This window comes from Microbacterium invictum (genome assembly GCF_014197265.1).
Taxonomy (GTDB): domain Bacteria; phylum Actinomycetota; class Actinomycetes; order Actinomycetales; family Microbacteriaceae; genus Microbacterium; species Microbacterium invictum.
Genome location: NZ_JACIFH010000001.1, coordinates 3,000,758 through 3,021,965, shown reverse-complemented (window position 1 = coordinate 3,021,965; position 21,208 = coordinate 3,000,758). Strand labels below are relative to the sequence as shown.

At 70.6% G+C, this 21,208-nt stretch carries 19 protein-coding genes and 1 pseudogene; 3 read left to right on the top strand and 17 right to left on the bottom strand.

Features of this window, described 5'->3' with window-relative positions; all coding sequences use genetic code 11:
* Positions 1 to 40: 40 nt before the first annotated feature.
* The 4 genes from BKA10_RS14015 to BKA10_RS14000 all read right to left on the bottom strand — a co-directional run bounded on the left by BKA10_RS14015 (position 41) and on the right by BKA10_RS14000 (position 3,535).
* On the bottom strand, positions 41 to 1,210 hold the full coding sequence (locus BKA10_RS14015; protein WP_183500531.1) for a thiolase family protein: 1,170 nt from the start codon (positions 1,208 to 1,210) through the stop codon (positions 41 to 43).
* A 1-nt stretch (position 1,211) separates the two neighbouring features.
* A complete protein-coding gene (locus BKA10_RS14010; protein WP_183500530.1) occupies positions 1,212 to 1,877 on the bottom strand; it encodes a 3-oxoacid CoA-transferase subunit B in 666 nt (221 codons plus the stop codon).
* On the bottom strand, positions 1,874 to 2,650 hold the full coding sequence (locus tag BKA10_RS14005) for a 3-oxoacid CoA-transferase subunit A (protein ID WP_183500529.1): 777 nt from the start codon (positions 2,648 to 2,650) through the stop codon (positions 1,874 to 1,876). Before BKA10_RS14005 ends, BKA10_RS14010 begins: the two co-directional genes overlap by 4 nt.
* A gap of 174 nt (positions 2,651 to 2,824) precedes the next feature.
* Positions 2,825 to 3,535 carry an IclR family transcriptional regulator gene (locus BKA10_RS14000; protein WP_183500528.1) on the bottom strand — a complete coding sequence of 237 codons (711 nt, stop codon included), beginning with the start codon at positions 3,533 to 3,535 and terminating at the stop codon, positions 2,825 to 2,827.
* A 195-nt stretch (positions 3,536 to 3,730) separates the two neighbouring features.
* Between BKA10_RS14000 and BKA10_RS13995 the strand changes: the two are divergent.
* Positions 3,731 to 5,675, top strand: a pseudogene (locus BKA10_RS13995) (FAD-binding monooxygenase).
* Positions 5,676 to 5,940: 265 nt separating this feature from the next.
* On the opposite strand, the gene BKA10_RS13990 reads toward BKA10_RS13995, so the two are convergent.
* From BKA10_RS13990 to BKA10_RS13940, 11 genes are all read right to left on the bottom strand, one after another.
* Positions 5,941 to 8,949 (bottom strand): alpha-mannosidase, encoded by a 3,009-nt coding sequence (locus BKA10_RS13990; protein WP_183500527.1) that lies wholly within the window; start codon positions 8,947 to 8,949, stop codon positions 5,941 to 5,943.
* A gap of 36 nt (positions 8,950 to 8,985) precedes the next feature.
* On the bottom strand, positions 8,986 to 9,831 hold the full coding sequence (locus BKA10_RS13985) for a carbohydrate ABC transporter permease (protein WP_183500526.1): 846 nt from the start codon (positions 9,829 to 9,831) through the stop codon (positions 8,986 to 8,988).
* Positions 9,828 to 10,763, bottom strand: a complete 936-nt coding sequence (locus BKA10_RS13980) for a carbohydrate ABC transporter permease (protein ID WP_183500525.1) — start codon at positions 10,761 to 10,763, stop codon at positions 9,828 to 9,830. The genes BKA10_RS13985 and BKA10_RS13980 overlap by 4 nt, the downstream gene beginning before the upstream one ends.
* A 3-nt stretch (positions 10,764 to 10,766) precedes the next feature.
* The gene (locus BKA10_RS13975) at positions 10,767 to 12,131 is read right to left on the bottom strand and encodes an extracellular solute-binding protein (RefSeq protein WP_183500524.1); all 1,365 of its coding nucleotides are present in this window, start codon (positions 12,129 to 12,131) and stop codon (positions 10,767 to 10,769) included.
* A gap of 104 nt (positions 12,132 to 12,235) precedes the next feature.
* Positions 12,236 to 13,471: an ROK family transcriptional regulator gene (locus BKA10_RS13970; protein ID WP_183500523.1), complete on the bottom strand. Its 1,236-nt coding sequence runs from the start codon at positions 13,469 to 13,471 to the stop codon at positions 12,236 to 12,238.
* 43 nt (positions 13,472 to 13,514) lie between these two features.
* The gene (gene pcaC, locus BKA10_RS13965; RefSeq protein WP_183500522.1) at positions 13,515 to 13,916 is read right to left on the bottom strand and encodes a 4-carboxymuconolactone decarboxylase; all 402 of its coding nucleotides are present in this window, start codon (positions 13,914 to 13,916) and stop codon (positions 13,515 to 13,517) included.
* Positions 13,913 to 14,689, bottom strand: coding sequence for an alpha/beta fold hydrolase (locus BKA10_RS13960; protein ID WP_183500521.1), 777 nt, complete (start codon positions 14,687 to 14,689; stop codon positions 13,913 to 13,915). The genes pcaC and BKA10_RS13960 overlap by 4 nt, the downstream gene beginning before the upstream one ends.
* Positions 14,686 to 16,062, bottom strand: a complete 1,377-nt coding sequence (locus BKA10_RS13955) for a lyase family protein (RefSeq protein WP_241740143.1) — start codon at positions 16,060 to 16,062, stop codon at positions 14,686 to 14,688. Before BKA10_RS13955 ends, BKA10_RS13960 begins: the two co-directional genes overlap by 4 nt.
* Positions 16,052 to 16,630 carry a protocatechuate 3,4-dioxygenase subunit alpha gene (gene pcaG, locus BKA10_RS13950; RefSeq protein ID WP_183500519.1) on the bottom strand — a complete coding sequence of 193 codons (579 nt, stop codon included), beginning with the start codon at positions 16,628 to 16,630 and terminating at the stop codon, positions 16,052 to 16,054. Before pcaG ends, BKA10_RS13955 begins: the two co-directional genes overlap by 11 nt.
* On the bottom strand, positions 16,630 to 17,502 hold the full coding sequence (pcaH, locus tag BKA10_RS13945) for a protocatechuate 3,4-dioxygenase subunit beta (RefSeq protein WP_183500518.1): 873 nt from the start codon (positions 17,500 to 17,502) through the stop codon (positions 16,630 to 16,632). The genes pcaG and pcaH overlap by 1 nt, the downstream gene beginning before the upstream one ends.
* Before the next feature lie 103 nt (positions 17,503 to 17,605).
* Positions 17,606 to 18,364 (bottom strand): IclR family transcriptional regulator, encoded by a 759-nt coding sequence (locus BKA10_RS13940; protein ID WP_183500517.1) that lies wholly within the window; start codon positions 18,362 to 18,364, stop codon positions 17,606 to 17,608.
* A 71-nt stretch (positions 18,365 to 18,435) separates the two neighbouring features.
* Here BKA10_RS13940 and BKA10_RS13935 point away from each other — a divergent pair, with 71 nt between their 5' ends.
* The gene (locus BKA10_RS13935; protein WP_183500516.1) at positions 18,436 to 19,185 is read left to right on the top strand and encodes an IclR family transcriptional regulator; all 750 of its coding nucleotides are present in this window, start codon (positions 18,436 to 18,438) and stop codon (positions 19,183 to 19,185) included.
* A 75-nt stretch (positions 19,186 to 19,260) separates the two neighbouring features.
* Positions 19,261 to 20,445: a 4-hydroxybenzoate 3-monooxygenase gene (locus tag BKA10_RS13930; RefSeq protein WP_183500515.1), complete on the top strand. Its 1,185-nt coding sequence runs from the start codon at positions 19,261 to 19,263 to the stop codon at positions 20,443 to 20,445.
* Between the two features lie 81 nt (positions 20,446 to 20,526).
* On the opposite strand, the gene BKA10_RS13925 is transcribed toward BKA10_RS13930, so the two are convergent.
* Both BKA10_RS13925 and BKA10_RS13920 read right to left on the bottom strand, forming a co-directional pair.
* On the bottom strand, positions 20,527 to 20,916 hold the full coding sequence (locus tag BKA10_RS13925; protein ID WP_183500514.1) for a PIN domain-containing protein: 390 nt from the start codon (positions 20,914 to 20,916) through the stop codon (positions 20,527 to 20,529).
* On the bottom strand, positions 20,913 to 21,149 hold the full coding sequence (locus BKA10_RS13920) for a type II toxin-antitoxin system Phd/YefM family antitoxin (protein ID WP_183500513.1): 237 nt from the start codon (positions 21,147 to 21,149) through the stop codon (positions 20,913 to 20,915). Before BKA10_RS13920 ends, BKA10_RS13925 begins: the two co-directional genes overlap by 4 nt.
* Positions 21,150 to 21,208 lie beyond the last annotated feature (59 nt).

Below are 21,208 nucleotides of genomic sequence, written 5' to 3'. Positions count from 1 at the left end.
CGGCCGAGTCTACCCCGGTAGATAGCGAAAGGGTAGACGTCTACCGCTCGAGGACGACGGCCATGCCCTGGCCGACGCCGATGCAGATCGCGGCGACCGCAACACCGCCGCCGCGACGGGCCAGCTCGTGCGCGGCGTGGCCGATGATCCGTCCCCCCGAGGCGCCGAGCGGGTGACCGATCGCCAGGGCCCCGCCGTGGATGTTGACCTTCTCGGGGTCGAGTCCCTCCCAGCCGGAGATGTCCGCGAGCGCCTGCGAGGCGAAGGCCTCGTTGAGCTCGACGAAGTCCACGTCGTCCCACGTTCTGCCGGCGCGGGCGAGGGCCTTGTTGGCCGCCTCGATCGGGGCGAGCGGGAAGACATCCGGGTCGACGCCGTGCGTGGCACGCGACACGATCCGCGCCAGCGGCTCGGCGTCGATCGCGCCCTCGCCGCCCAGCAGCACCGCCGAGGCGCCGTCGTTGATCGACGACGAATTGCCGGCGGTGACGGTGCCGTCCTCGGCGAACAATGCTCTCAGGCCCGCCAGCTTCTCGACGGTCGACCCGTCGCGGATGCCCTCGTCACGCGCCAGCTCGGCACCGGGCACCTGCACGATCTCGCCGTCGTAGACACCGTCGGCCCATGCCTTCGCGGCCAGGTCGTGCGAGCGCACCGCGAACGCATCCTGCGCCTCGCGGCTGATCCCCCACTCGCGGGCGACCTTCTCGGCCGATTCGCCGTTGCTGATCGTCCAGTGCTGCGGCAGCGCCTTGTTGACCATGCGCCAGCCGATCGACGTGTTCCACATCGTCTGGTTGCCGGTGGCCGGCCACGGCTTGGCCGACTTCTCGACCACGAACGGGGCCCGGCTCATCGACTCGACGCCGCCGGCCAGGATGATGTCGGCATCGCCGGCCTCGATCGCCCGCGAGCCCTGTACGACGGCCTCGACCGACGATGCGCACAGCCGGTTCACCGTGACACCGGTCACGCTCGTCGGAAAGCCCGCCAGCAGCGCACCGAACCGCGCGACGTTGCGGTTGTCTTCGCCGGCCTGGTTGGCGTCGCCGAAGATGACGTCGTCGATGCGCGCCGGGTCGAGACCGGTGCGCTCGACGGTCGCCTTCATGACGAGCGCGGCCAGATCATCGGGACGGATGCCGGACAGGGCGCCCCCGGCCCGTCCGAACGGTGTGCGGACGGCGTCGTAGACGAAGGAGGCGGTCATGTCAGTTCTCCGTTCCGGATGCCGCGGCCGCGGCATCCATCAGCCTCAGGCCGGTCAGCTCGCTCAGCGAGGTGACCGTGTTGTCGCCGAACGCCTCGCGCACCGCGAAGCCGTCGGGCGTGACATCGAACACGGCGTGGTCGGTGTAGACGCGGGTGACGCAACCGACACCGGTGAGCGGGTAGGTGCACGATGCGACGAGCTTGGACTCGCCGGTCTTGGTGAGCAGGTCGGTCATCACGTACACGTTCTTGGCACCGATCGCGAGGTCCATCGCGCCGCCGACGGCGGGGATCGCGCCGGGCGCACCGGTCGACCAGTTGGCGAGGTCGCCGTTCTGCGCGACCTGGAACGCGCCGAGGACGCACACGTCGAGGTGACCGCCGCGCATCATCGCGAACGAGTCGGCGTGGTGGAAGTACGCGGCGCCGGGCAGCGCGGTGACCGGCTGCTTGCCGGCGTTGATGAGGTCGGGGTCGATCTTGCCCGGCTCGGGAGCGGCGCCCATGCCGAGCAGTCCGTTCTCTGTGTGCAGGATGATCTCGAGGTCATCGGGCAGGTAGTTGGCGACCTTCGTCGGCGCCCCGATGCCCAGGTTCACGAACGAGCCCTCGGGGATGTCCGCGGCGATGCGCGCGGCCAGGTCGTCACGGCTGATGCGGGTCACTGGTCTGCCTCCGTCGTCGTGGTGGATGCCGGTGCCGTGGTGGATGCCGATGCCGGGCGTCCCTCGATGTCGACGCCGCCGACGAACTCGCCGCCCGTCAGCCAAGCCCGCTCGCCGACCGCGACGACGCGGTCGACGAAGATCCCGGGGGTGACGACGGTCTCGGGATCGATTGCGCCGAGCGGGACGACCTCGTCGACCTGCACGACCGTGGTCGCCGCCGCCGTGGCCATGATCGGCCCGAAGTTGCGCGCCGTCTCGCGGAACACGAGGTTGCCCCAGCGGTCGCCCCGGTACGCCGAGATCAGCGCGAAGTCGGCCTTGATCGGGTACTCGAGCACGTACTGGCGGCCGTCGATCTCGCGCGACTCCTTGCCCTCGGCCAGTTCAGTGCCCACACCGGTGGGCGAGAAGAACGCTCCGATGCCGGCCCCGGCAGCGCGGATGCGCTCGGCCAGATTGCCCTGCGGCACGATTTCGAGCTCGATCTCGCCGGCACGGTAGAGGCCGTCGAACACCCATGAGTCATGCTGCCGCGGGAACGAGCAGATGATGCGGCGCACCCGCTTCTTCGCGAGGAGGGCGGCGAGCCCCGTGTCGCCGTTGCCGGCGTTGTTGTTCACGATCGTGAGGCCCGTCGCACCCTGCGCGATGAGCGCGTCGATCAGCTCGACGGGCTGACCGGCGCGGCCGAAGCCGCCGATCATGACGGTTGCCCCGTCGGGGATGCCGGCGACGGCCTCCTCGACACTCGTTACGGTCTTGTCGATCACGCACGCCTCCAATGTTCGCTGTGCGAACAGTTGTCCGTTCTGTGACCAGAGTACCCCGACATGGGCGTCGGCGCCACAGCCATCTGCCCGGCCGGTCGAGAGCGCGAATCTCCACCACGGGCCGGCCCGAGCGACGATCTGTGGATCTCGACATCGGCACGAGCGCCGCGCGCGTCAGCCGCCGAGGGCCTCGCGAATCACCGAGGCCGACCGCGCGAGACGCTCGGCGATGGCGGCGGGCTCGTGCGACGGGTCGACATAGACGACCGCGAGCGCGGCCGGCCGGCGCCCCCGCACGGCGAGCGGCACCGCCACGGCCCGCACGGTCGGAATCACCTCGTCGTGGCTGGTCGCGTAGCCGCGCCCGCTCACCTCGGCAACCTCGGCGCGCAGGCGCTCCGACACTCCCGCCGGCCACTCGCCCTCGGGCAGCTGCGCCAGGATCGCCTTGCCGGGCGCCCCCACCGTCACCGGGTGCTGGGCCCCGGGCCGTTGCGCGACCGAGGCGACGGCATGGCGGGGCTCGATGCTCGCGAGCGTGATGCACTGGTCGCGGTCGAGTACCCCGAGAAAGCAGGTCGCGCCGAGTTCGTTGGCGATGGTGGTCAGTTCGGGCAGCGCCTCGGCCTGCAGATCGGCGGCGACCCCGGCGGCGAGCGCGGCCATCCGCCCGCCGAGCGAGACGCGTCCGGCGGAGTCACGGAGGACGAGCCCGTGGTCTTCGAGCGTGCGCAGCAGCCGGTAGGCGATGGAGCGGTGCACCTCGAGGCGCCGGGCGACGTCGTCGATCGAGAGGGGCTCGCGGGCGTCGGCGAGGATCTCGAGGATCCGGATGCCGCGGCTCAGCGTCTGCGATGCCGGCGTCGTCTCGCGTGCTGTCGCCATGGGCCCTCCAGCGCCGCCCGCCCCGGCCGTGCCGGCCATGGCTGCGGGTCCTCTCGCGCGCAGCGCGGCCCTTGCGCGGGGTGCGCCACTTCGTATACGATCTGTCCAATAGTAGAACAGCCAGTTCGAATATAGAACGGGTTCTGCTTCTCCGTCAAGCTCCCGACGATGCCGTCGGGGAGAGGATCGAAGACGATGCAGTTCCACCATCACGGCTACGTGTCCGGCGACCCGCGCGTCCAGGCGGCGGCCGGTACCGGGCTCGACCGGCCGGAAGAGCTCCCCGGCGAGACGGACGTCCTGATCGTCGGCTCGGGACCGGCCGGCATGCTCCTGGCCGCGCAGCTCGCCCAGTTCCCGAGTATCACGACGCGCCTGGTCGAGCGCCGCGGCGGCCGACTCGAGATCGGACAGGCCGATGGCATCCAGGCCCGCAGCGTCGAGACGTTCCAGGCGTTCGGGTTCGCCGAGCGCATCGTCTCGGAGGCGTTCTGGCTCACGTCGATGAACTTCTGGTCTCCCGACCCGGCCGACCCGTCGAGCATCGTCCGCACCGCCCGCGAGAAGGACGACCCGGCCGGGGTCAGCGAGTTCCCGCATCTGATCGTCAACCAGGCGCGGGTGCTCGACTACTTCGCCGAGTCGGCCGCGAACGGCCCGGCCCGCGTGAAGCCGGACTTCGGCTGGGAGTTCGTGACGCTGCAGGTCGCCGAGTCCGGTGAGCACCCGGTGCGCGTGACCCTGCGACGCAGCGCGGGCGAGGGGGAAGGCGAAGAGCGTGTCGTCCGCGCCAAGTACGTCGTCGGCTGCGATGGCGCGCGCAGCCGCGTGCGCGAGGCGATCGGCCGCAAACACGTCGGCGCCGTGTCGTACCACGCCTGGGGCGTGATGGACATCCTGGCCGACACCGACTTCCCCGACATCCGCACCAAGTGCGCGATCCAGTCGCACGACGAGGGCAGCATCCTGCTCATCCCCCGTGAGGGTGGCTACCTGTTCCGCATGTACGTCGACCTGGGTGAGGTGCCCGACGACGATCACGGCAAGGTGCGCACCACGCCGTTCGACGCGATCGTCGCCAAGGCGAACCGCATCATCGCCCCGTACACCCTCGAGGTGCGCAACGTCGCGTGGCACAGCGTCTACGAGGTCGGCCACCGCGTCACCGACAAGTTCGACGACGTGTCCATCGCGGAGACCGGCACGCGCGACCCGCGCGTATTCATCGCCGGCGACGCGTGCCACACGCACAGCGCGAAGGCCGGGCAGGGCATGAACGTGTCGATGCAGGACGGCTTCAACCTCGGCTGGAAGCTCGGACAGGTACTCGAAGGCCGCAGCCCCGCTTCGTTGCTGTCCACCTACTCGGGCGAGCGGCAGGTGATCGCCCAGAACCTGATCGACTTCGATCGTGAGTGGTCGGCACTCATGGCCCGCAAGCCCGAGGACTTCGACAGCCCCACCGAGCTCGCCGAGTTCTACACGCGCACCGCCGAGTTCCCCGCCGGGTTCATGACCGAGTACCAGCCGTCGCCGATCACGGGCGAGAAGACGCACCAGGATCTCGCGGCCGGGTTCCCCATCGGCAAGCGCTTCAAGTCCGCCAAGGTCACCCGCGTCGGCGATAGCAACCCCGTGCACATCGGCCACCACCATCGCGCCGACGGCCGCTGGCGCATCTACGCCTTCGCCGATACTGCGGCCCCTACCGACCCGTCGCCGCTGCGCGACTGGGCAGAATGGGCCGCGACCGCGCCCGACTCCCCCATCACCCGGTTCACGCCGGCGGGGACCGACATCGACAGCGTCTTCGACGTGAAGGTGATCTACCAGCAGCCGCTCGACGACGTGCAGATCACCGACGCGCCGGAGGTCTTCTTCCCCCGGGTCGGCCCCTTCCAGGTGCGCGACTACGAGAAGGTGTACGCGACGCTTCCGGACGACGACATCTTCGAGGGCCCGCGGCGTCGACCGCGGCGGCGCGCTCGTGATCGTCCGTCCCGACCACTACGTCGCGCACATCCTGCCGCTGACCGCGCGCGAAGAGCTCACCGACTTCTTCGCCCAGAGCATGCTCCCCCAGCGCCGCCGCCCCCTCCCTCCCGGTGAGAGAACAGTTCGGCGCCGAGAGAACGGTTGAACCCCGTTCTCTCGGCGGGGAGTTGTTCTCTCGCGGCTGAGGGCGCGGTCAGCGGCGCGGGCGGCGGCGAGCGCGGGCGGCGGCGGGCGCGGTCAGCGGCGCGGGCGCGGTCAGCGGGCGCGGGCGGCGGCGAGCGCGGGCGGCGCGGGCGGCGGCGAGCGCGGGCGGCGGCGGCGGGCGCCCTCAGCGGCGCGGGCGCGGTCAGCGGGCGCGGTCAGCGGCGAGCGCGGGCGCCCTCAGCGGCGCGGGCGCGGCGCGGGCGCGGTCAGCGGCGCGGGCGCAGGCGCAACGTCGTGAGTTCGAAGGCTCGCAGCTGCAGACGCAGCACCCCGGCATCCACCCCTGCGATCACCTCGCCGGTGACGGCGCGTTCGAGCAGGTCGACCTGCTGCGCACCCGTGACGTCGAAGCCCGGGCGCAGGGTCGCGGTGCGTCGCGCGCCGAGTGCTTCGTAGAGCCGGACGATGACATCGCCCGACCCGTCGTCGGCGAGCTTCACGGCTTCGATCACGACGCCGCGGTCCGACACCACCAGAGCCGGCTCGATCGCCGAGCCGCCGCGCACCGAGAGCACCGGCAGGTTGAGCCGGAACCCGTGCGCGATCGCCTCGGCGACATCCGCGCCCGGCAGCAGCGACACCCGGAACTCGTGCGCGCCCTGATCGGCCCCCGGATCGGGGAACAGCGGCGCCCGCACGAGCGTGACCCTCGCGACGGTCTCGGTGCCGCCGCCCACACCCGCGCCGTGCTGCACGTCGTGCCCGTAGCTGGCGTCGTTCGCGACGCTGACGCCGTAGTCCCCCTCGGCCAACCGCAGCCAGCGGTGCGCGACGGTCTCGAACTTGGCGGCATCCCAGGACGTGTTCGCGTGGATCAGCCGTGAGACGTGGCCGAACTGGGTTTCGGACTGGGCCCGCTCGGCTCGCACCCGCAGCGGGAACGCGAGCTTCAGCATCTTCTGCCGCTCGCGCCAGTCTGCGCGCACGGTGATGTCGAGTGCGCCGGTCTCCGCGTCGACGCGGAACTCCTGCTCGATCCGCGACGACCCGAACGCGCGCCGCACGAGGATCCCGGCACCGTCACCGGTCACCGCCACCGACTCGGCATCGAGCAGCTCGACGCCCAGCGCGCCGTCCTCGGCGTCGATGTTCCAGGCATCCCACTCGCGCGGAGTGTCACGGAACAGCTGCAGGATGCCGGTGGCTCCACCGCGCGCGACGAGCTCACGGTCGGCGATGTGATCGTGCGCGCCGACCACGACGCCGCGCCGATCGAGCGTCCAGGTCACCCGCGGGTGCGCGAACACCCAGCTGTCTCCGGACGCCCGCACGGGCACCGGCGTCGTCCCCCCGGCGACACCGGCACCCAGTGCGGGCGCTCCCCCCAGTGGAACGGGCGCGGCGTTGACCGCCAGCTCCCGCTCCCCCTCCCCGACGAGCGTCCCCACCGCGTCGTCGATGATCTCGGTCAGCTCCTGCGCGATGCCGGCATAATCGCGCTCGGCCTCCCGATGCACCCACGCGATCGAGGTGCCCGGCAGGATGTCGTGGAACTGCAACAGCAGCACGTTCTGCCACAGCCGGCGCAGCCGCTCGGCCGGGTAGTCGGACCCGGCGCGGACGGTCGCCAGTGTCGCCCACAGCTCGGCGGCGCGCAGCAGGTGCTCGCTGCGCCGGTTGCCGCGCTTGGTGCGCGCCTGCGCGCTGTAGGTGCCGCGGTGGTACTCGAGGTAGAGCTCGCCCGACCAGATCGGCGGGTTCGCGTATTCCGTCTCGGCGTCTGCGAAGAACTGCGCCGGCGATCCGAGCCGCACCTTGGGTGACCCCTCGAGGTCGGCGGTGCGCCGTGCGGCGGCGATCATCTCTCGGGTCGGTCCGCCGCCCCCGTCGCCCCAGCCGAACGGCACGAGCGAATGCGAGGCGTGCGCCTTCTCGCCGAACTGGCGCTCGGCCCGGGCGAGCTCCGCCGCCGACAGCTCAGAGTTGTAGGTGTCGACCGGCGGGAAGTGCGTGAACACGCGCGTGCCGTCGATCCCCTCCCAGAGGAAGCTGTGGTGCGGCATCCGGTTCGTCTCGTTCCACGAGATCTTCTGCGTCAGGAACCAGCGCGACCCGGCAGCGACGATGATCTGGGGCAGCGCCGCGGAATAGCCGAACGAGTCGGGCAGCCAGACCTCGAGCGGCTCGACGCCGAACTCCTCGAGGAAGAAGCGCTTGCCCTCGACGAACTGCCGCGCAAGCGCCTCAGAGCCGGGCATGTTGGTGTCGGACTCGACCCACATCCCTCCGACCGGGACGAAGCGTCCGGCCGCGACGGCATCGCGCACGCGCGCGAACAGGTCGGGGTAGAACTCCTTGAGCCAGGCGTACTGCTGCGCCGACGAGGCCGCGAAGACGAACTCCTCATCACGGTCGATGAGGTCGAGCACGTTCGCGAAGGTCCTCGCGACCTTGCGCACCGTCTCGCGCGTGGGCCACAGCCAGGCCGAGTCGATGTGGGCGTGGCCGACGGCCGTGATCAGATGAGTGGATGCCGGTGCCGGCGCCGCCAGCACGTCGACCAGCTCCGCGCGGGCCGCCGCAGCCGTGCCGGCCACGTCTTCGGGGTCGAGGGCGTCGACGGCGCGACCCAGCGCCGCGATCACCCGCGCATGCCGGGTGCGGTCGGGCTCGAGCTCGTCGACGAGACCGCGAAGGGTCCAGATGTCCTGCGCCAGCTCCCACACCTCGATGTCACGGAGTGCGAGGTCGAGGACGTCGAGGCGATAGATCGGATCGGTCCCCGCGGTCGCGAGGTCGCCGAGCGGCGTGGGCGCGAACGTGAACGTGCCCGCGACGCTCGGGTTGCCGGCGGCCTCGATGTACAGGTCGACGGTGCCCGCGTCGACGGGCACGGTCGCATTGCGCGGTTCGATCGCCTTCACGATCGACCCGTCCGGACGGTAGACGAGGGCCTCGGCTTGGAATCCGGGTGCCGAATCGTCGAAGCCCAGATCGACCCGCAGCTCGACCTCCGCGGCATCCACCCCCCGCCATTCGGTGGGCACCGCGCCGGTCACGTGGAACCACACCGTGCCCCACGGGCGGCCCCAGGATCCCCGGACCGCGAACGGCGTGTAGTCCTGCGTGACGGCCTCGGCGAACGGAACCGGCTCGCCGGGGACCTCCCACGCCGTGATCGTCAGCGGCACGGCAGCCCGGTGCAGCGCCGGACCGAGCCGGTCGCGGGCGAGCCGGTCGATGCGCTGGAGGGTGAGTCTGTCGTTGCGGTGCATTCCGTGTTCCGTGTGTGAGAGGTCTGGTCGCGGGCGTCAGCCCTTGACGGCTCCGGAGAGCGCGAAGGTTCCGCCGAGGCCGCGGGTGACCAGCAGGTACAGTCCGAGGACGGGCAGGGAGTAGATGATCGAGTATGCGGCCAGGCGGCCGTAGGCGACGGTGCCGTACTGGCCGAAGAAGGTGTAGATCGACACGGCGGCCGGCTGGTACTCGGGCGAGTACAGCAGCACGAAGGGAACGAAGAAGTTGCCCCAGGCCTGCAGGAAGACGAACACGAACACCACCGACAGGGCCGGGCGCATGAGTGGCACGACGATGCGCAGCAGCGCCGACATCGCGCTGGCGCCGTCGACCCAGGCGGCCTCTTCGAGGCTGATCGGCACCGAGTCCATGAACGTCTTGGTCATCCAGAGCGCCATCGGCAGCGAGCTGGCGGCGAGGAACAGCGCGACCGCCCACGGCTGGTTGATGAGCCGCAGCTGCACGAACAGGCTGTAGACCGGCACCATGATCGCGGTGATCGGCAGGCAGCTGGCGAACAGCACCGAGTAGAGGAACGGGGCGTTGAACCGCGAGCGGTACCGCGAGAGCGGGTAGGCGGCGAGGATCGAGGCCACGACGGTGACCAGCGCGGCCGCGGTGGACAGCAGCACGCTGTTCAGCAGCGGGCGCAGGGTGAGCTCGGGCGTCAGGATGTCGGCGAAGTTGCTGAGCGTCGGCTCGGTCGGGATCTTCACCTGATAGCCGGCGGACGAGTCGACCGAGGCGAGGACGACCCACAGCAGCGGGAGCAGGAAGATCAGCCCGATGACGATCAGGACGAGGTTGGCCCAGAACTTCGTGACCGACCGCCGTGGTCCGGCGATGCTGGCGGTGCTCATGCCCGGTCACCGGCCCGGCGCAGCGAGACGACGTACCCGATCGAGAACACGGCGCCCAGCGCCAGCATGACCACGGCGATCGCGTTGCCGTAGCCGATGTCTCCGAACTGGAACGCTTCGGCGTAGGCGAGCACGGGCAGAGTGCTCGACTGGTTGCCCGGGCCGCCGCGGGTCATCACCCAGATGAGGGTGAACACCGACAGCGTCTGGAGGGTGGTGAGCATCAGGTTGGTGAAGATGGTGCCGCGGATCATCGGGATCGTGATGAGGCGCAGCCGCTGCCAGCCGCCGGCGCCGTCGAGCATCGACGACTCGACCACTTCGAGCGGCACGTCGTCGAGCGCGGCGCGGTAGATCATCATCGAGAACGCCGTGCCGCGCCAGGTGTTGGCGAGGATGATGGCGAGCACCGGGAAGGCGTACAGCCAGTTGGGCCCGGTGATGCCCACAGCCGCGAGCAGGTGGTTGAGCGTGCCGTCCGCCGACAGGAACGCGTAGCTGACGAAGGCCGCGACGATCTCGGGCAGCACCCACGCGGTCACGACGATGACCCCGGTCACCCCCGCGACGGCCCGGCTCCCCGAGCGGAAGAGCACCGCCAGCAGCAGCCCGAGGATGTTCTGGCCGATGATCGCCGAGCCGACCACGAAGACGACCGTGACTCCGATCGACAGCGGCAGCACCGGGTCGGCGAACAGCCGCGCGAAGTTGTCGAGCCCGATGAACTCGGGGTTGGCGGCGTTCGGGCCACTGAGCGACTGGTTGGTGAGCGACCCGCCGAGCGCCCAGGCGATCGGACCGGCAAGGAACACCAGCAGCAGCCCCGCCGCCGGCAGCAGCGGCAGCGCCCGTGCGGGCGTCGCTCTGTCGCTGATGCGGCTTCTGCGTCTGGTGCCCGAACCGCTCGCCGGTCCGATCGTGGTCGCGGTCATGCCTTATTTCACGACGACCTTGTCGTCGCCGACGATCTGACGCACGGCGTCGTCGTACGCGGCGGCTGCCTCCTCAGGGCTCTGCTGGCCGGTGATCACGGCTTCCGTGGCCTGCTGCGCCGCCACCGAGATCTGCGGGTACGAGCTGTTCGCCGGGCGGAAGTGCGTCACGGCGACCGCCTCGGAGACGTCGCCGACGAAGGGGTTCGCCTCGAGGTAGCTCGGCTCGCTCGCCACGTCGGTGCGCACGGCGATCTGTGCGTTGTTGATCGCGTACCAGAGGGCGTTCTCCTTGTTCAGTGCCGTGGCCATGAACTCGAACGCGAGGTCGGGGACGTCGGTGTGGGCGGATGCCGCGAGAGTCCACCCACCGGACATGCTGACTCCGCCAGGTGCCTCGCCGTCCTGTGTCGGGAACAGGGCGACGCCCATCACGTCGCCATACTCGGGCCACTCGTACGAGCCGCCTTCGGCCCAGAACGACGGCGTGTACGAGCCCTCCACCGTGCCACCGAGCTTGTCCTGCGGGAACATCTCACCGAACACGGCCTGCCACACGTTGGGGTCGAGCGCCTGGTCGGGTGCGACCGCATAGCCTTCGTCGTACAGCGTCTGCAGGAAGGTCAGCGCGTCGATGAAGCCCTGCGACTCGACGACCCACTTGCCCTCGGCGTCGTCGTACAGCCCTGTCCCGTCTCCGGTGCCGTAGAGCAGCTCGAAGAAGCTCTGCATGACCGTGCCTTCACCGGTGCCGGTGCCGGCGTACATGTTGAACGGCACGACGTCGGGCTGGCTGGCCTTGATCTGGGCGGCGACGCCCAGGATGTCATCCCACGTCTCGGGCTGCCAGGGAACCCCCACCCCAGCAGCCTCGAGAACGTGGGTGTTGTACCAGATCACCCGTGTGTCGGTACCGAGCGGGAGCGCGTAGATGCTCCCGTCCTCCCCCTGGCCGGCCTTCTTTCCGCCTTCGTCGAACAGGGACCAGTCGTCCCAGTCGGCAAGGTGGTCGTCGAGGTTCAGCAGGTAGCCCGCCTCGACATCACTGCGCACGTTGAACGTGTCTTCGTAGAAGACGTCGGGCGCGGTGTCGGCAGACCCCAGCGAGAGCTGGAGCCGGGTCTTGTAGTCGTCGTCGGTCGCCGTGATCGGCTGCAGCTCGACGGTGACGCCGTCGTGGGCGGCTTCGAACTCGTCTTTCGCCGTGTTCAGCAGGGTGTCGAGGACGGTGAACGAGTCTGTCTTCGCGTACACGACCGTGACGGTCTGATCCCCCGAATCGTCATCCGCGGCGGTGCATCCGCCCAGTGTCAGGGTGACGGCGGCGATCGTCGCCACGGTCGCCGCTGCTGCGGTGGTGGTCTTCATGACTGCTCCCTTGCTCACCATGCGACCTGCCGGGTGCGCGTGGTGCAGGGGCGCGGGGAGGTCATCAATAAGTCAAGCGAATGGATTTATCTCTGTCAAGGGGGTCAGCCGACGAGCAGCGAGGTCGGCCGGGGTGTCAGCGCCTCATCGAGCACGAGGCACGCCGCCCCGATCGCGCCCACGTCCTCGCCGAGTGAGGTGCCCACGATCTCCACGTGATGCAGGCCACGGGCCACGAGCAGCCCGGAGAGCACTTCGGGCACCTGCCGTTCGAACCAGGGTGCGAGGCGCGACCACGCCGGGCCGCCGATGATGACGCGGTCGACGTCGAGCAGGTTGCACACGACCGCGAGGGCGCGGGCGATCCGCTCGGCCGCGCGCTCGAGCACGCCCAGCGCACCCACGTGCCCCCGCCCGGCGAGCTTGACCAGCGCGGTGAACGCGTCGTCTATCGTGCGCGGATCGCTGCCGACCCGTGTCGCCGGAAGGATGCCGAGGTCTTCCGCCTCGGCGACCAACGACGCCGGGGTGCAGCTGACGGCGATGCACCCGCGCATTCCGCACGAGCAGACCGGCCCCTGCGGGTCGGTGACGATGTGTCCGATCTCGCCCGCGTTGCCCGACCCGCCACGCACGACGTCGTCGCCCAGCATGAGCCCCATGCCAAGGCCCGTCCCCATGTAGAGGAACGCGAAGCTCTGCGCCGCGGCCGCCGCATCGACCCAGCGCTCGGCGACCGCCGCAGCGGTGACGTCCTTGTCGAGCACGACCGGGAGCCCCGTCGCTTCGGCCACCGCATCGCGCAGGGGGACCCGGTGCCAGCCGCCGAGGTTCGGCGGGTCGACGATGACGCCGCGTTCGGCATCGATCGGACCGGGAGCCGCGATGCCCACACCCACGACGCTGTCGCGCTCGACGCCCGAGGCGTCGAGCAGCTTCTCGATCTCCCTGGTGATGAGGCGCATGGTGCGCGTGGGCGCATTCGCGCTCGGCGTGGGCCGGCGGTGACTGGCCACGACCGTCCCGTCGATCGCCAGCAGCACGATGGTCAGCACGCTCGGGTCGAGGTGGACCCCGACCGCGTGGCGGCTCGATCCCACCAGCCGCAGCGTCGTGCGCGGCTTGCCGGGGCCGCCCGCCGTGCCGCTGGTACGCCCGGCCTCTTCGATGATCCCGGCGTCCAAGAGGCGTTGGCTGATGTTCGACACCGTCTGCGCCGACAACCCCGTCGCCGCAGCGAGCTCGACCCGGCTGAGGCCGCCGGCGCGCCGGATCTGGTCGAGGATGACAGCCTGGTTGTAGCCGCCGACCCTCGGCTGATTCGCGCCGCGTCGCTCCATCGCGCACCTGCCTCGTCGTGGACTGTCGACGTCGAGCGTAGCGCTACGGCTGGTCGGCGAAGACTTCGCTCGCGATGCGGAATGCGGTGTTCGCGGCAGGGACGCCCGCGTAGATCGCCGACTGCAGGATGACCTCGGTGATTTCGTCGACGGTGAGGCCGTTGCGGCGCGCGGCGCGCAGGTGCATCGCGAGCTCCTCGTGGTGGCCGAGGGCGATCAGCGATGACAGCACGGCGACCGAGCGTGACCGGCGGTCGAGCCCGGGTCGCGACCAGACGTCGCCCCAGGCGACGCGGGTGATGAAGTCCTGGAAGTCGCCCGTCACCTCGGTGGTGTTCGCGATCGACCGGTCGACGTGGGCGTCCGACAGCACTTCGCGGCGTACGGTCATGCCCTGGTCGTAGCGCTCCTGGTCACTCAGGCCTTCGCCGGCGGGACGGGTCATACGGAGCCTCCCGCGATGGGGTCGAAGAAGTCGCGGAGCGCGGCGGCGGTCGCGATGTGATCGTCGGCGGGCGCCAGATGCGACGCCTCGTGGATGCCGGTGGCGCGGCCGTCACGGACACCGTCGGCGATCTCGCGGGCCGACGCTTCAGGGGTGACGCCGTCGTGGTCGCCCCACACCGCGAGCACGGGTGCGGAGATCTCGCCGAGCCGGTCGCGCACGTCGAAGGTCGCCAGCGCCTCGCAGCACAGCGCGTACGACTCGTCGTCGGCGTCCTGCAGCGCGTGCAGCAGACGGCCGGTGATGTCGGGGTTGCGCTCGATCGAGCCTGGCGCGAACCACCGCTGCGCCGAGCCGATGATGAGCGTCGAGGTACTCTGCGCGCGCACCTGGGCGGCGCGTTCACGCCAGGCATCGGGCTCGCCGATCGCGGCGCCCGAGCAGATGATCGCGGCGGCGCGCACCCGCTCGGGGTGGCGCAGCAGCAGTTCGAGCCCGACGCTGCCGCCGAGCGAGACCCCGGCATAGAGGAAGGGTCCGTCGACGGCTTCGGCCACCGCATCGGCGAGTTCGCCGACCGTGAACCCGGCGGTCGCGGCAGGAGCGCCACCATGACCGGGCAGGTTCCAGCCGATGACGCGGTAGCGCTCGGCGAGCGCCGGGATGGTCGTCGACCACAGCAGCGTCGAGGTGCCCAGCGACGGGCCGAGGACGAGGAGTGGGGCGTCGTCGGGGCCGACCGGCTCGGTCAGCGAGATGGCGGGGACGGTCACGCGGTCTCCTTCGGGTCTGCGCCGACCGCCTGATCGACGAAGCGGCCGGCCAGGCCGGTGTAGCGGGCGGGGTCGAGCAGATCGGCGACGAACGCCTCGGGGTCCAGTCCGCGCTGCCGCGCGAAGTCGGCCACGTCGGCATCGTCGGTCAGTGTGGTGGCGAGGCCGGCGCCGCGGGCGGCTGCGGCGACCAGTGCCGAGACGCGGTCGGCGCCGATCACCGGCGCCAGCACGATCGAGAGCCGCTCGGCGACGATGAGGCCGCCGGTCGTGCCGAGGGTGCGGGCCACGGCATCCACATTCACCCGAAGTCCCGTCACGAGCGACGCGGCGTGCGCAGTCGCGCCGAGCGCGAGGCGCAGCAGATCGCGCAGAGTCGGCCACTCCGCGTGCCACGCGCCGTCGGGGCGTTCGTCGACGGCGAAGGCGGATGCCAGGTGCAGCGTCGCCCCCAGCTGCGGCGCCCGCAGCGCGGCCGAGCGGATGAGCACGGATTCGGCGGGATTCTGCTTCTGGGGCATCGCCGAAGAACCGCCGCCGATCCCCTCGGCGAGCTCGCCGATCTCGGTGCGGCTGGCGCTCGCGACGTCCGCGGCGATCACGCCGACCGCGTCGATGGCCTGCACGAGCGCATCGCCGAGCTCGGTGACCGGCCACCGGGTCGTATGCCACGGCGCGTCCGGCACGGCGAGCCCCAGCTCATCGGCGAGTGCCGCGGGCAGGGCAGCCGCGGCATCCATCCCCGCCAGCTCGGCGAACGACGCGAGCGTGCCGGCGGCACCGCCGAGCTGAACGGGCAGCTCATCGCGGGCATCGGCCAGACGCGCGATCGCCCGGCGCACGCCGCGCAGCCAGGTGGAGGCACGCAGGCCGATCGTCGTCGGCACGGCATGCTGGGTGAGCGTGCGGGCGGCGGCCACCTCGTCGCGGTGCGCGGCGGCGAACTCGGCGAGCGCGACCTCGACGGCCGCCAGTGAGGCGAGCACCCCGACGGCCGCGCGCCGCGCGATCAGCATGAGCGCGGTGTCGAGGATGTCCTGACTGGTCGCGCCGCGATGGACCCAGCTGCGGGCATCGCCCGGCACGCGTTCCTTGAGCAGCTTCACCAGCGGGATCACCGGATTGCCGCCGGCGACGGCCGCCAGTGCGAGTTCGCCGGGGTGGATTCCGTGCGCGGCTGCGGCGTCCGCGATCGCCGCGGCGGCGGCATCCGGAACGAACCCGGCTCTGACACCGGCGCGCGCGAGGGCGACCTCGACCGCCACCAGCGCATGGAGCACCGCCGCATCCGACACGACCATGTCGTGCCCCGCCGTCACGGGCGAGAGCAGCCCGACGTCGATCGGGTCGCTCTCGCGGGCGTCAGAATGCAAGGAAGACGGTCTCCTTCTCGCCCTGCAGATGGAAGTCATGCTGCAGGTACCCCTCGGGGGTGCGCGTCGCGATGAGCGTAGCGCGCTCGCCCGCGTCGAGCGAGGACAGCAGCGGGTCGGATGCCAGCAGGTCTGCACTCTCGGGCAGGTAGATGCGTGTGTGGAGCTTGTTCGGCAGGCCCCGCGCGTAGACGATCGCGGCGAAGAACGGGGCCTTGCCCGGCTCGGCACCCGGGTTTCGGGTCCAGAACTCGTAGTGCCCCTCATCGGTCGTGAACGTGCGGCCGAACCCGGTGAAGGTGTGTCCGTCGCGGTGCAGCGAGCCACGGGCGCGCGGGATCGTGCCGTCGGTGTCAGCGCCCCAGATCTCGACGATCGAGTCGGGGATCGGGTGGCCGGCGCCGTCGTACACGGTGCCTGAGACGACGATCGCGCCGGGGCTGTGCGGGAAGGCGATCTCGTTCATCCGGTCGTACTCGGTACCGAACGCGAAGAACGGGCCGACGGTCTGACCGGCGGTGGGGGCGTGGGTCTTCTCGCCCCACGCGGTGGGCGGCTGGGCAGCCATCAGTGCTCTCCCTCGGGCTCGAACCAGGTGGCATCGGGGCCGTCGACGACGATGTCCCAGCGGTAGCCCATCGAGAACTCGGGCACCGTGAGGTCGTGGTCGTAGGCCGCGATGAGGGCTTCGCGGTCGCTCTGGCGACGGATCGTGTTGTAGATCGGGTCGAGCGCGAACAGCGGGTCGCCCGGGAAGTACATCTGCGTGACGATGCGCTGCGTGAAGCCCGAGCCGAACAGCGAGAAGTGGATGTGCGCGGGTCGCCACGCATTGATGTGGTTCTTCCACGGGTACGGGCCGGGCTTGATCGTCGTGAACTTGTACTCGCCGTCGTCGTTCGTCACGATGCGGCCGGCGCCGGTGAAGTTCGGGTCGAGCGGCGCCGGGTGCTGGTCGCGCTGGTGGATGTAGCGGCCGGCGGCGTTGGCCTGCCAGATCTCCACGAGCTGGTTGCGCAGCGGCCGGCCCCACGAGTCGAGCAGGCGTCCTTCGACCGTGATGCGCTCGCCCTGCGGCTCGCCGGTGTGCTGCAGCGTGAGATCGGCCTCGATCGCCGCGACGTCGCGCTGCCCGTAGGCCGGCGACCACAGCTCGATCGACTCGGGGTCGACCAGGCGCGGGTTCTTCGTCGGGTGGCGCAGGATGCTCGAGCGGTACGGCGGGAAGTCGTACAGCGTGGACGGCACCGTCTCGCCGGCCGCCTCGCGGTCGTTCGCCGCGGTGTGCAGATCGATGATCTCCTGGGTGATCTGCGACTGCGGCGGCATGTCGGCCGACGCGAGCAGCGACTCGGGCGCGGCCACCGTCTGCGACGGCTCGATGATCACCGAAGACGAGAAGGTGTCCGTGTCCTGCTCATCGGGTTGCAGCGTGGTCATGAGGTCTCCTTCGACACCCGGACAGACGGGGCGTGTCCAGGTTCGCACTCCGCGCGACCCGTCGGGTGTCGATTCTCATCCAGTGAGAGTGGATGCCGGAGGATCACGCCTTGCGCAGGTCGTGCCGCAGATCCTTCGCGGCCTGCACCACCATGGGCGCCAGGCGGCGCTCGTCGGCGCGTTCGAGGTGCACGACGAGCCCGAGGGCGATCGGTGGCAGTCCGTCGACGCGCCCGAGCGCCGCGGCCACCGACACGTTGCCGAGGGTCATCTCCTCGCGGGTCGTCGCGTAGCCCAAGGTGCGCGCGCGGGCGAGGTCGGCACGCAGCGCGGCTTCGGTCGTGAGGGAGTGGACGGTCTCCCGCACCAGCGGCGCGCGGAAATAGCGCTCCAGCCACGGCTCATCGCGGTCGGCGAGCAGCGCCTTGCCGACGCCGGTCACGTGCAGCGGATTGCGCCCGCCCATGCGGCTGAGGGTCGGTATGGACTGCCGCCCGGTGAGCCGGCCGACGTACAGCGCGCTCGAGGCCTCGGGGGTCGCGCCGTCGAGGACGGCCAGGTGCACGTTCTCGCCGGTCGCCTCGTACAGCCGCACCATGTGCGGCAGGGCCGTCTCGCGCAGGCGCAGCGAGAGCGGCGACAGTTCGCCCAGCTCCCACAGCCGCGAACCGATGACATAGGTGTGGCCGGGACCACGGCTGAGCAGCCCCTCGGCCACGAGGGTCGCCAGCAGGCGGTGCAGCGTCGATGAGGCCAGCCCGGTGTGCTGCGCGAGGGTGGTCGCGGTGATGGCGGGTTCGTCTTCGGAGAAGCATCCGAGCACGCGCAGCACCCTCTCGAGCACGCCTTCGCCGTCGGTCATCGGTCCTCCTGACAGCGAGATTACCGGCGACCGGGTGCGCCGTGCCGCGAGCGGCGTGAGACAGTGGGCGCATGGCCAACTCGCCTTCCGGCGACTCGATGACAGACCGGATCGTGCGCGTCCTCGAGACCTTCAGCGCCGACCGGTCGATGCAGACCGCGTCCGAGATCGGGCGTCATGCCGGCCTGCCGTCGTCCACCGCGCACCGCATCGTCGACGAACTGGTCGCGGCGGGGCTGCTCGAACGCGACGAAGACCGTCGGGTGCACCTGGGCATGCGGCTGTGGGAGCTCGCCCTGCGCGGGTCCACCGCCTTGCGCCTGCGGCAGGCGGCGCTGCCGTTCATGGCGCAGGTGCAGGCGCGCGTGCGAGAGCACACCCAGCTCGCGGTGCTCGAGCAGAACGAGGCGCTCTTCCTCGAGCGCCTCTCGCACCCCGAGGCCGGCGCCAACATCACCCGCATCGCGGGGCGTCTGCCGCTGCACGCCTCGTCGAGCGGGCTGGTCCTGCTGGCCTTCGCTCCGGCATCCCTCCGTGAACGCGTACTCGCCGGACCCCTGCGTGCCGTCTCGCCCGAGACGATCACCGACCCCGCGCGGCTGAGCCGGATCCTGACGGACATCCGGCGGGCGGGAGTCGTCGTGGCGCCCGGATCGGTCGAGACCGTCTCGACCGGAGTGGCGGTGCCGATCCGGGATGCCGGGGAGGTCGTCGCCGCGCTCTCGGTCGTGCTGCCGCGTGAGGCGTCGCCCCACCCGGCGACCGCCGAATTGCGCGAAGCTGCGGCCGCCATCGAAGCTGCCCTCCGCGCTTCCCGTTGAATGGCAATCTCGCGACCGCGCGTCGGATCATCGGCACACTGGTGACGCACGAGACACCACGTCGAGGGAGACGCCATGACCACCACCCGCACCCGTGTCGCCATCGTCGGCGCCGGCCCCGCAGGCCTCCTGCTGTCACATCTGCTGGGCAATGCCGGCATCGAGTCGGTCGTGATCGACGACCGCAGTCGTGAGCAGATCGAGACGACGATCCGCGCCGGGATCCTCGAGCAGGGCACCGTCGAGATCCTCGAGCAGTCGGGGGCCTCCGCCCGCGTGCGGACTGCCGCGCACCGTCACGACGGCATCGAACTCCGCTTCGCCGGCGACGGGCACCGCATCGACTTCGCCGACCTCGTCGGCCGCGGCGTGTACCTGTACCCACAGCACGAGGTGCTCAAGGACCTCATCGCGGTGCGGCTCGAGCGCGGCCAAGACCTGCGATTCGGCGTCACGGCCGAGCGCGTCGAGGAGCCGGCATCCGCTCTCCCCCGTGTCATCGCAACCGGACCCGGCGGCGAGCGGATCGTCATCGAGGCCGAGTTCGTCGTCGGCGCCGACGGGTCGCGCAGCGTCGTGCGCGAGGCGGTCACCGGGTCGCAGACCGGCGGCTACTTCCGCGAGTACCCGTTCGCGTGGTTCGGCATCCTCACCGAGGCGCCGCCCAGTGCCGACGAGCTGATCTACAGCAATTCGCCCAACGGCTTCGCGCTCATCAGCCAGCGCAGCGAGACCGTGCAGCGGATGTACTTCCAGTGCGATCCGGATGCCGATCCGAACGCGCTCAGCGAAGAGCAACTGTGGGAGCAGCTGCAGTCCCGCGTGCCGGGGACGACGCTCAAGGAGGGTCCGATCTTCCAGCGCGACGTCCTGCGCTTCCGCAGCTTCGTGGCGCACGAGCTGCTGCACGGCCGCACGGCGCTGATCGGCGATGCCGCCCACACCGTGCCGCCGACCGGAGCGAAGGGCATGAACCTGGCCGTCGCCGACGTCGTCGTGCTCGAGCGCGCTCTGCGCGCGCTGCTGCTGGAGGGCGACTCGCGGCTGCTCGAGGCCTTCCCCGAGACGGCATCGCACCGCATCTGGAAGGCGCAGCACTTCTCGTGGTGGATGACCTCGATGCTGCACGTCGCGCCCGACGCGTCCGACTTCGACCGGCTGCGCCAGCTCGGCGAGCTGCGCTCGGTGGTCGAGTCCGAGGCCGGCCGGCGCTACCTCGCCGAGGCGTACACCGGGTGGCCGCTGGAGGGTCTGGCCTGAGGGTAGTCCGGTCGCGGCGCCCGCAACCTGTCCTCACAGCGCATGTGACTTCCGGCTCACACACTCCGGCTCCGCGCACTGTCAGCGCCGAGCGTCGGTGATCCAGCCCCTTCCCTGCGCGAGGAGGGTGGCGTCGGAGGTGAGCAGCTCGAACGCTTCACTCGCGGCCTGTGCGACGAGCATCCGGTCGAACGGATCGTGACGGGTGAGCTCAGGAAAGTCGGTCATCGCCGCCGCATGGGCTGATGTCAGCGGTAGTTCCACCAGCCCGGACCGGATGAACACCTCGGGGAACCCCTCACCGCCCGGAAGCGGCAAGCGCCCCAGCATGTGCTTGATCGAGATCTCCATGATGCTCGCCGCTGAGAAGTGGACGCGGGTCGCCCGAACGATCTTCTGACGCGCCTGCGCACCAAGATCAGAACTGTCCTTGTACAGCCAGAGCAGGGCGTTCGTGTCCAGCAGGATCACGCGTCCGCGCCGTAGAACATGCCGGCCACTTCGGCGTCCACTCCATCGAACAGCGCAGGATCGTGAGCGGGCTCAGCTGCGCCCAGCCCATAGACGATGGTCAGCTCTCGATGCGGGACGAGGTCGACCACCGGCATCCCTGCCCGGGCGATCGTGACCTCCTCCCCCGCGAGCACTCTGGCGATCAGCGCCGACAGCTGCGACTTCGCTTCGTGGACGTTCACCTGGGTCATGCGTCCAATCTACCGGGCTTAGCTAAGTCTGGCTAGAGATTGTCGGGCAGGACGGGACG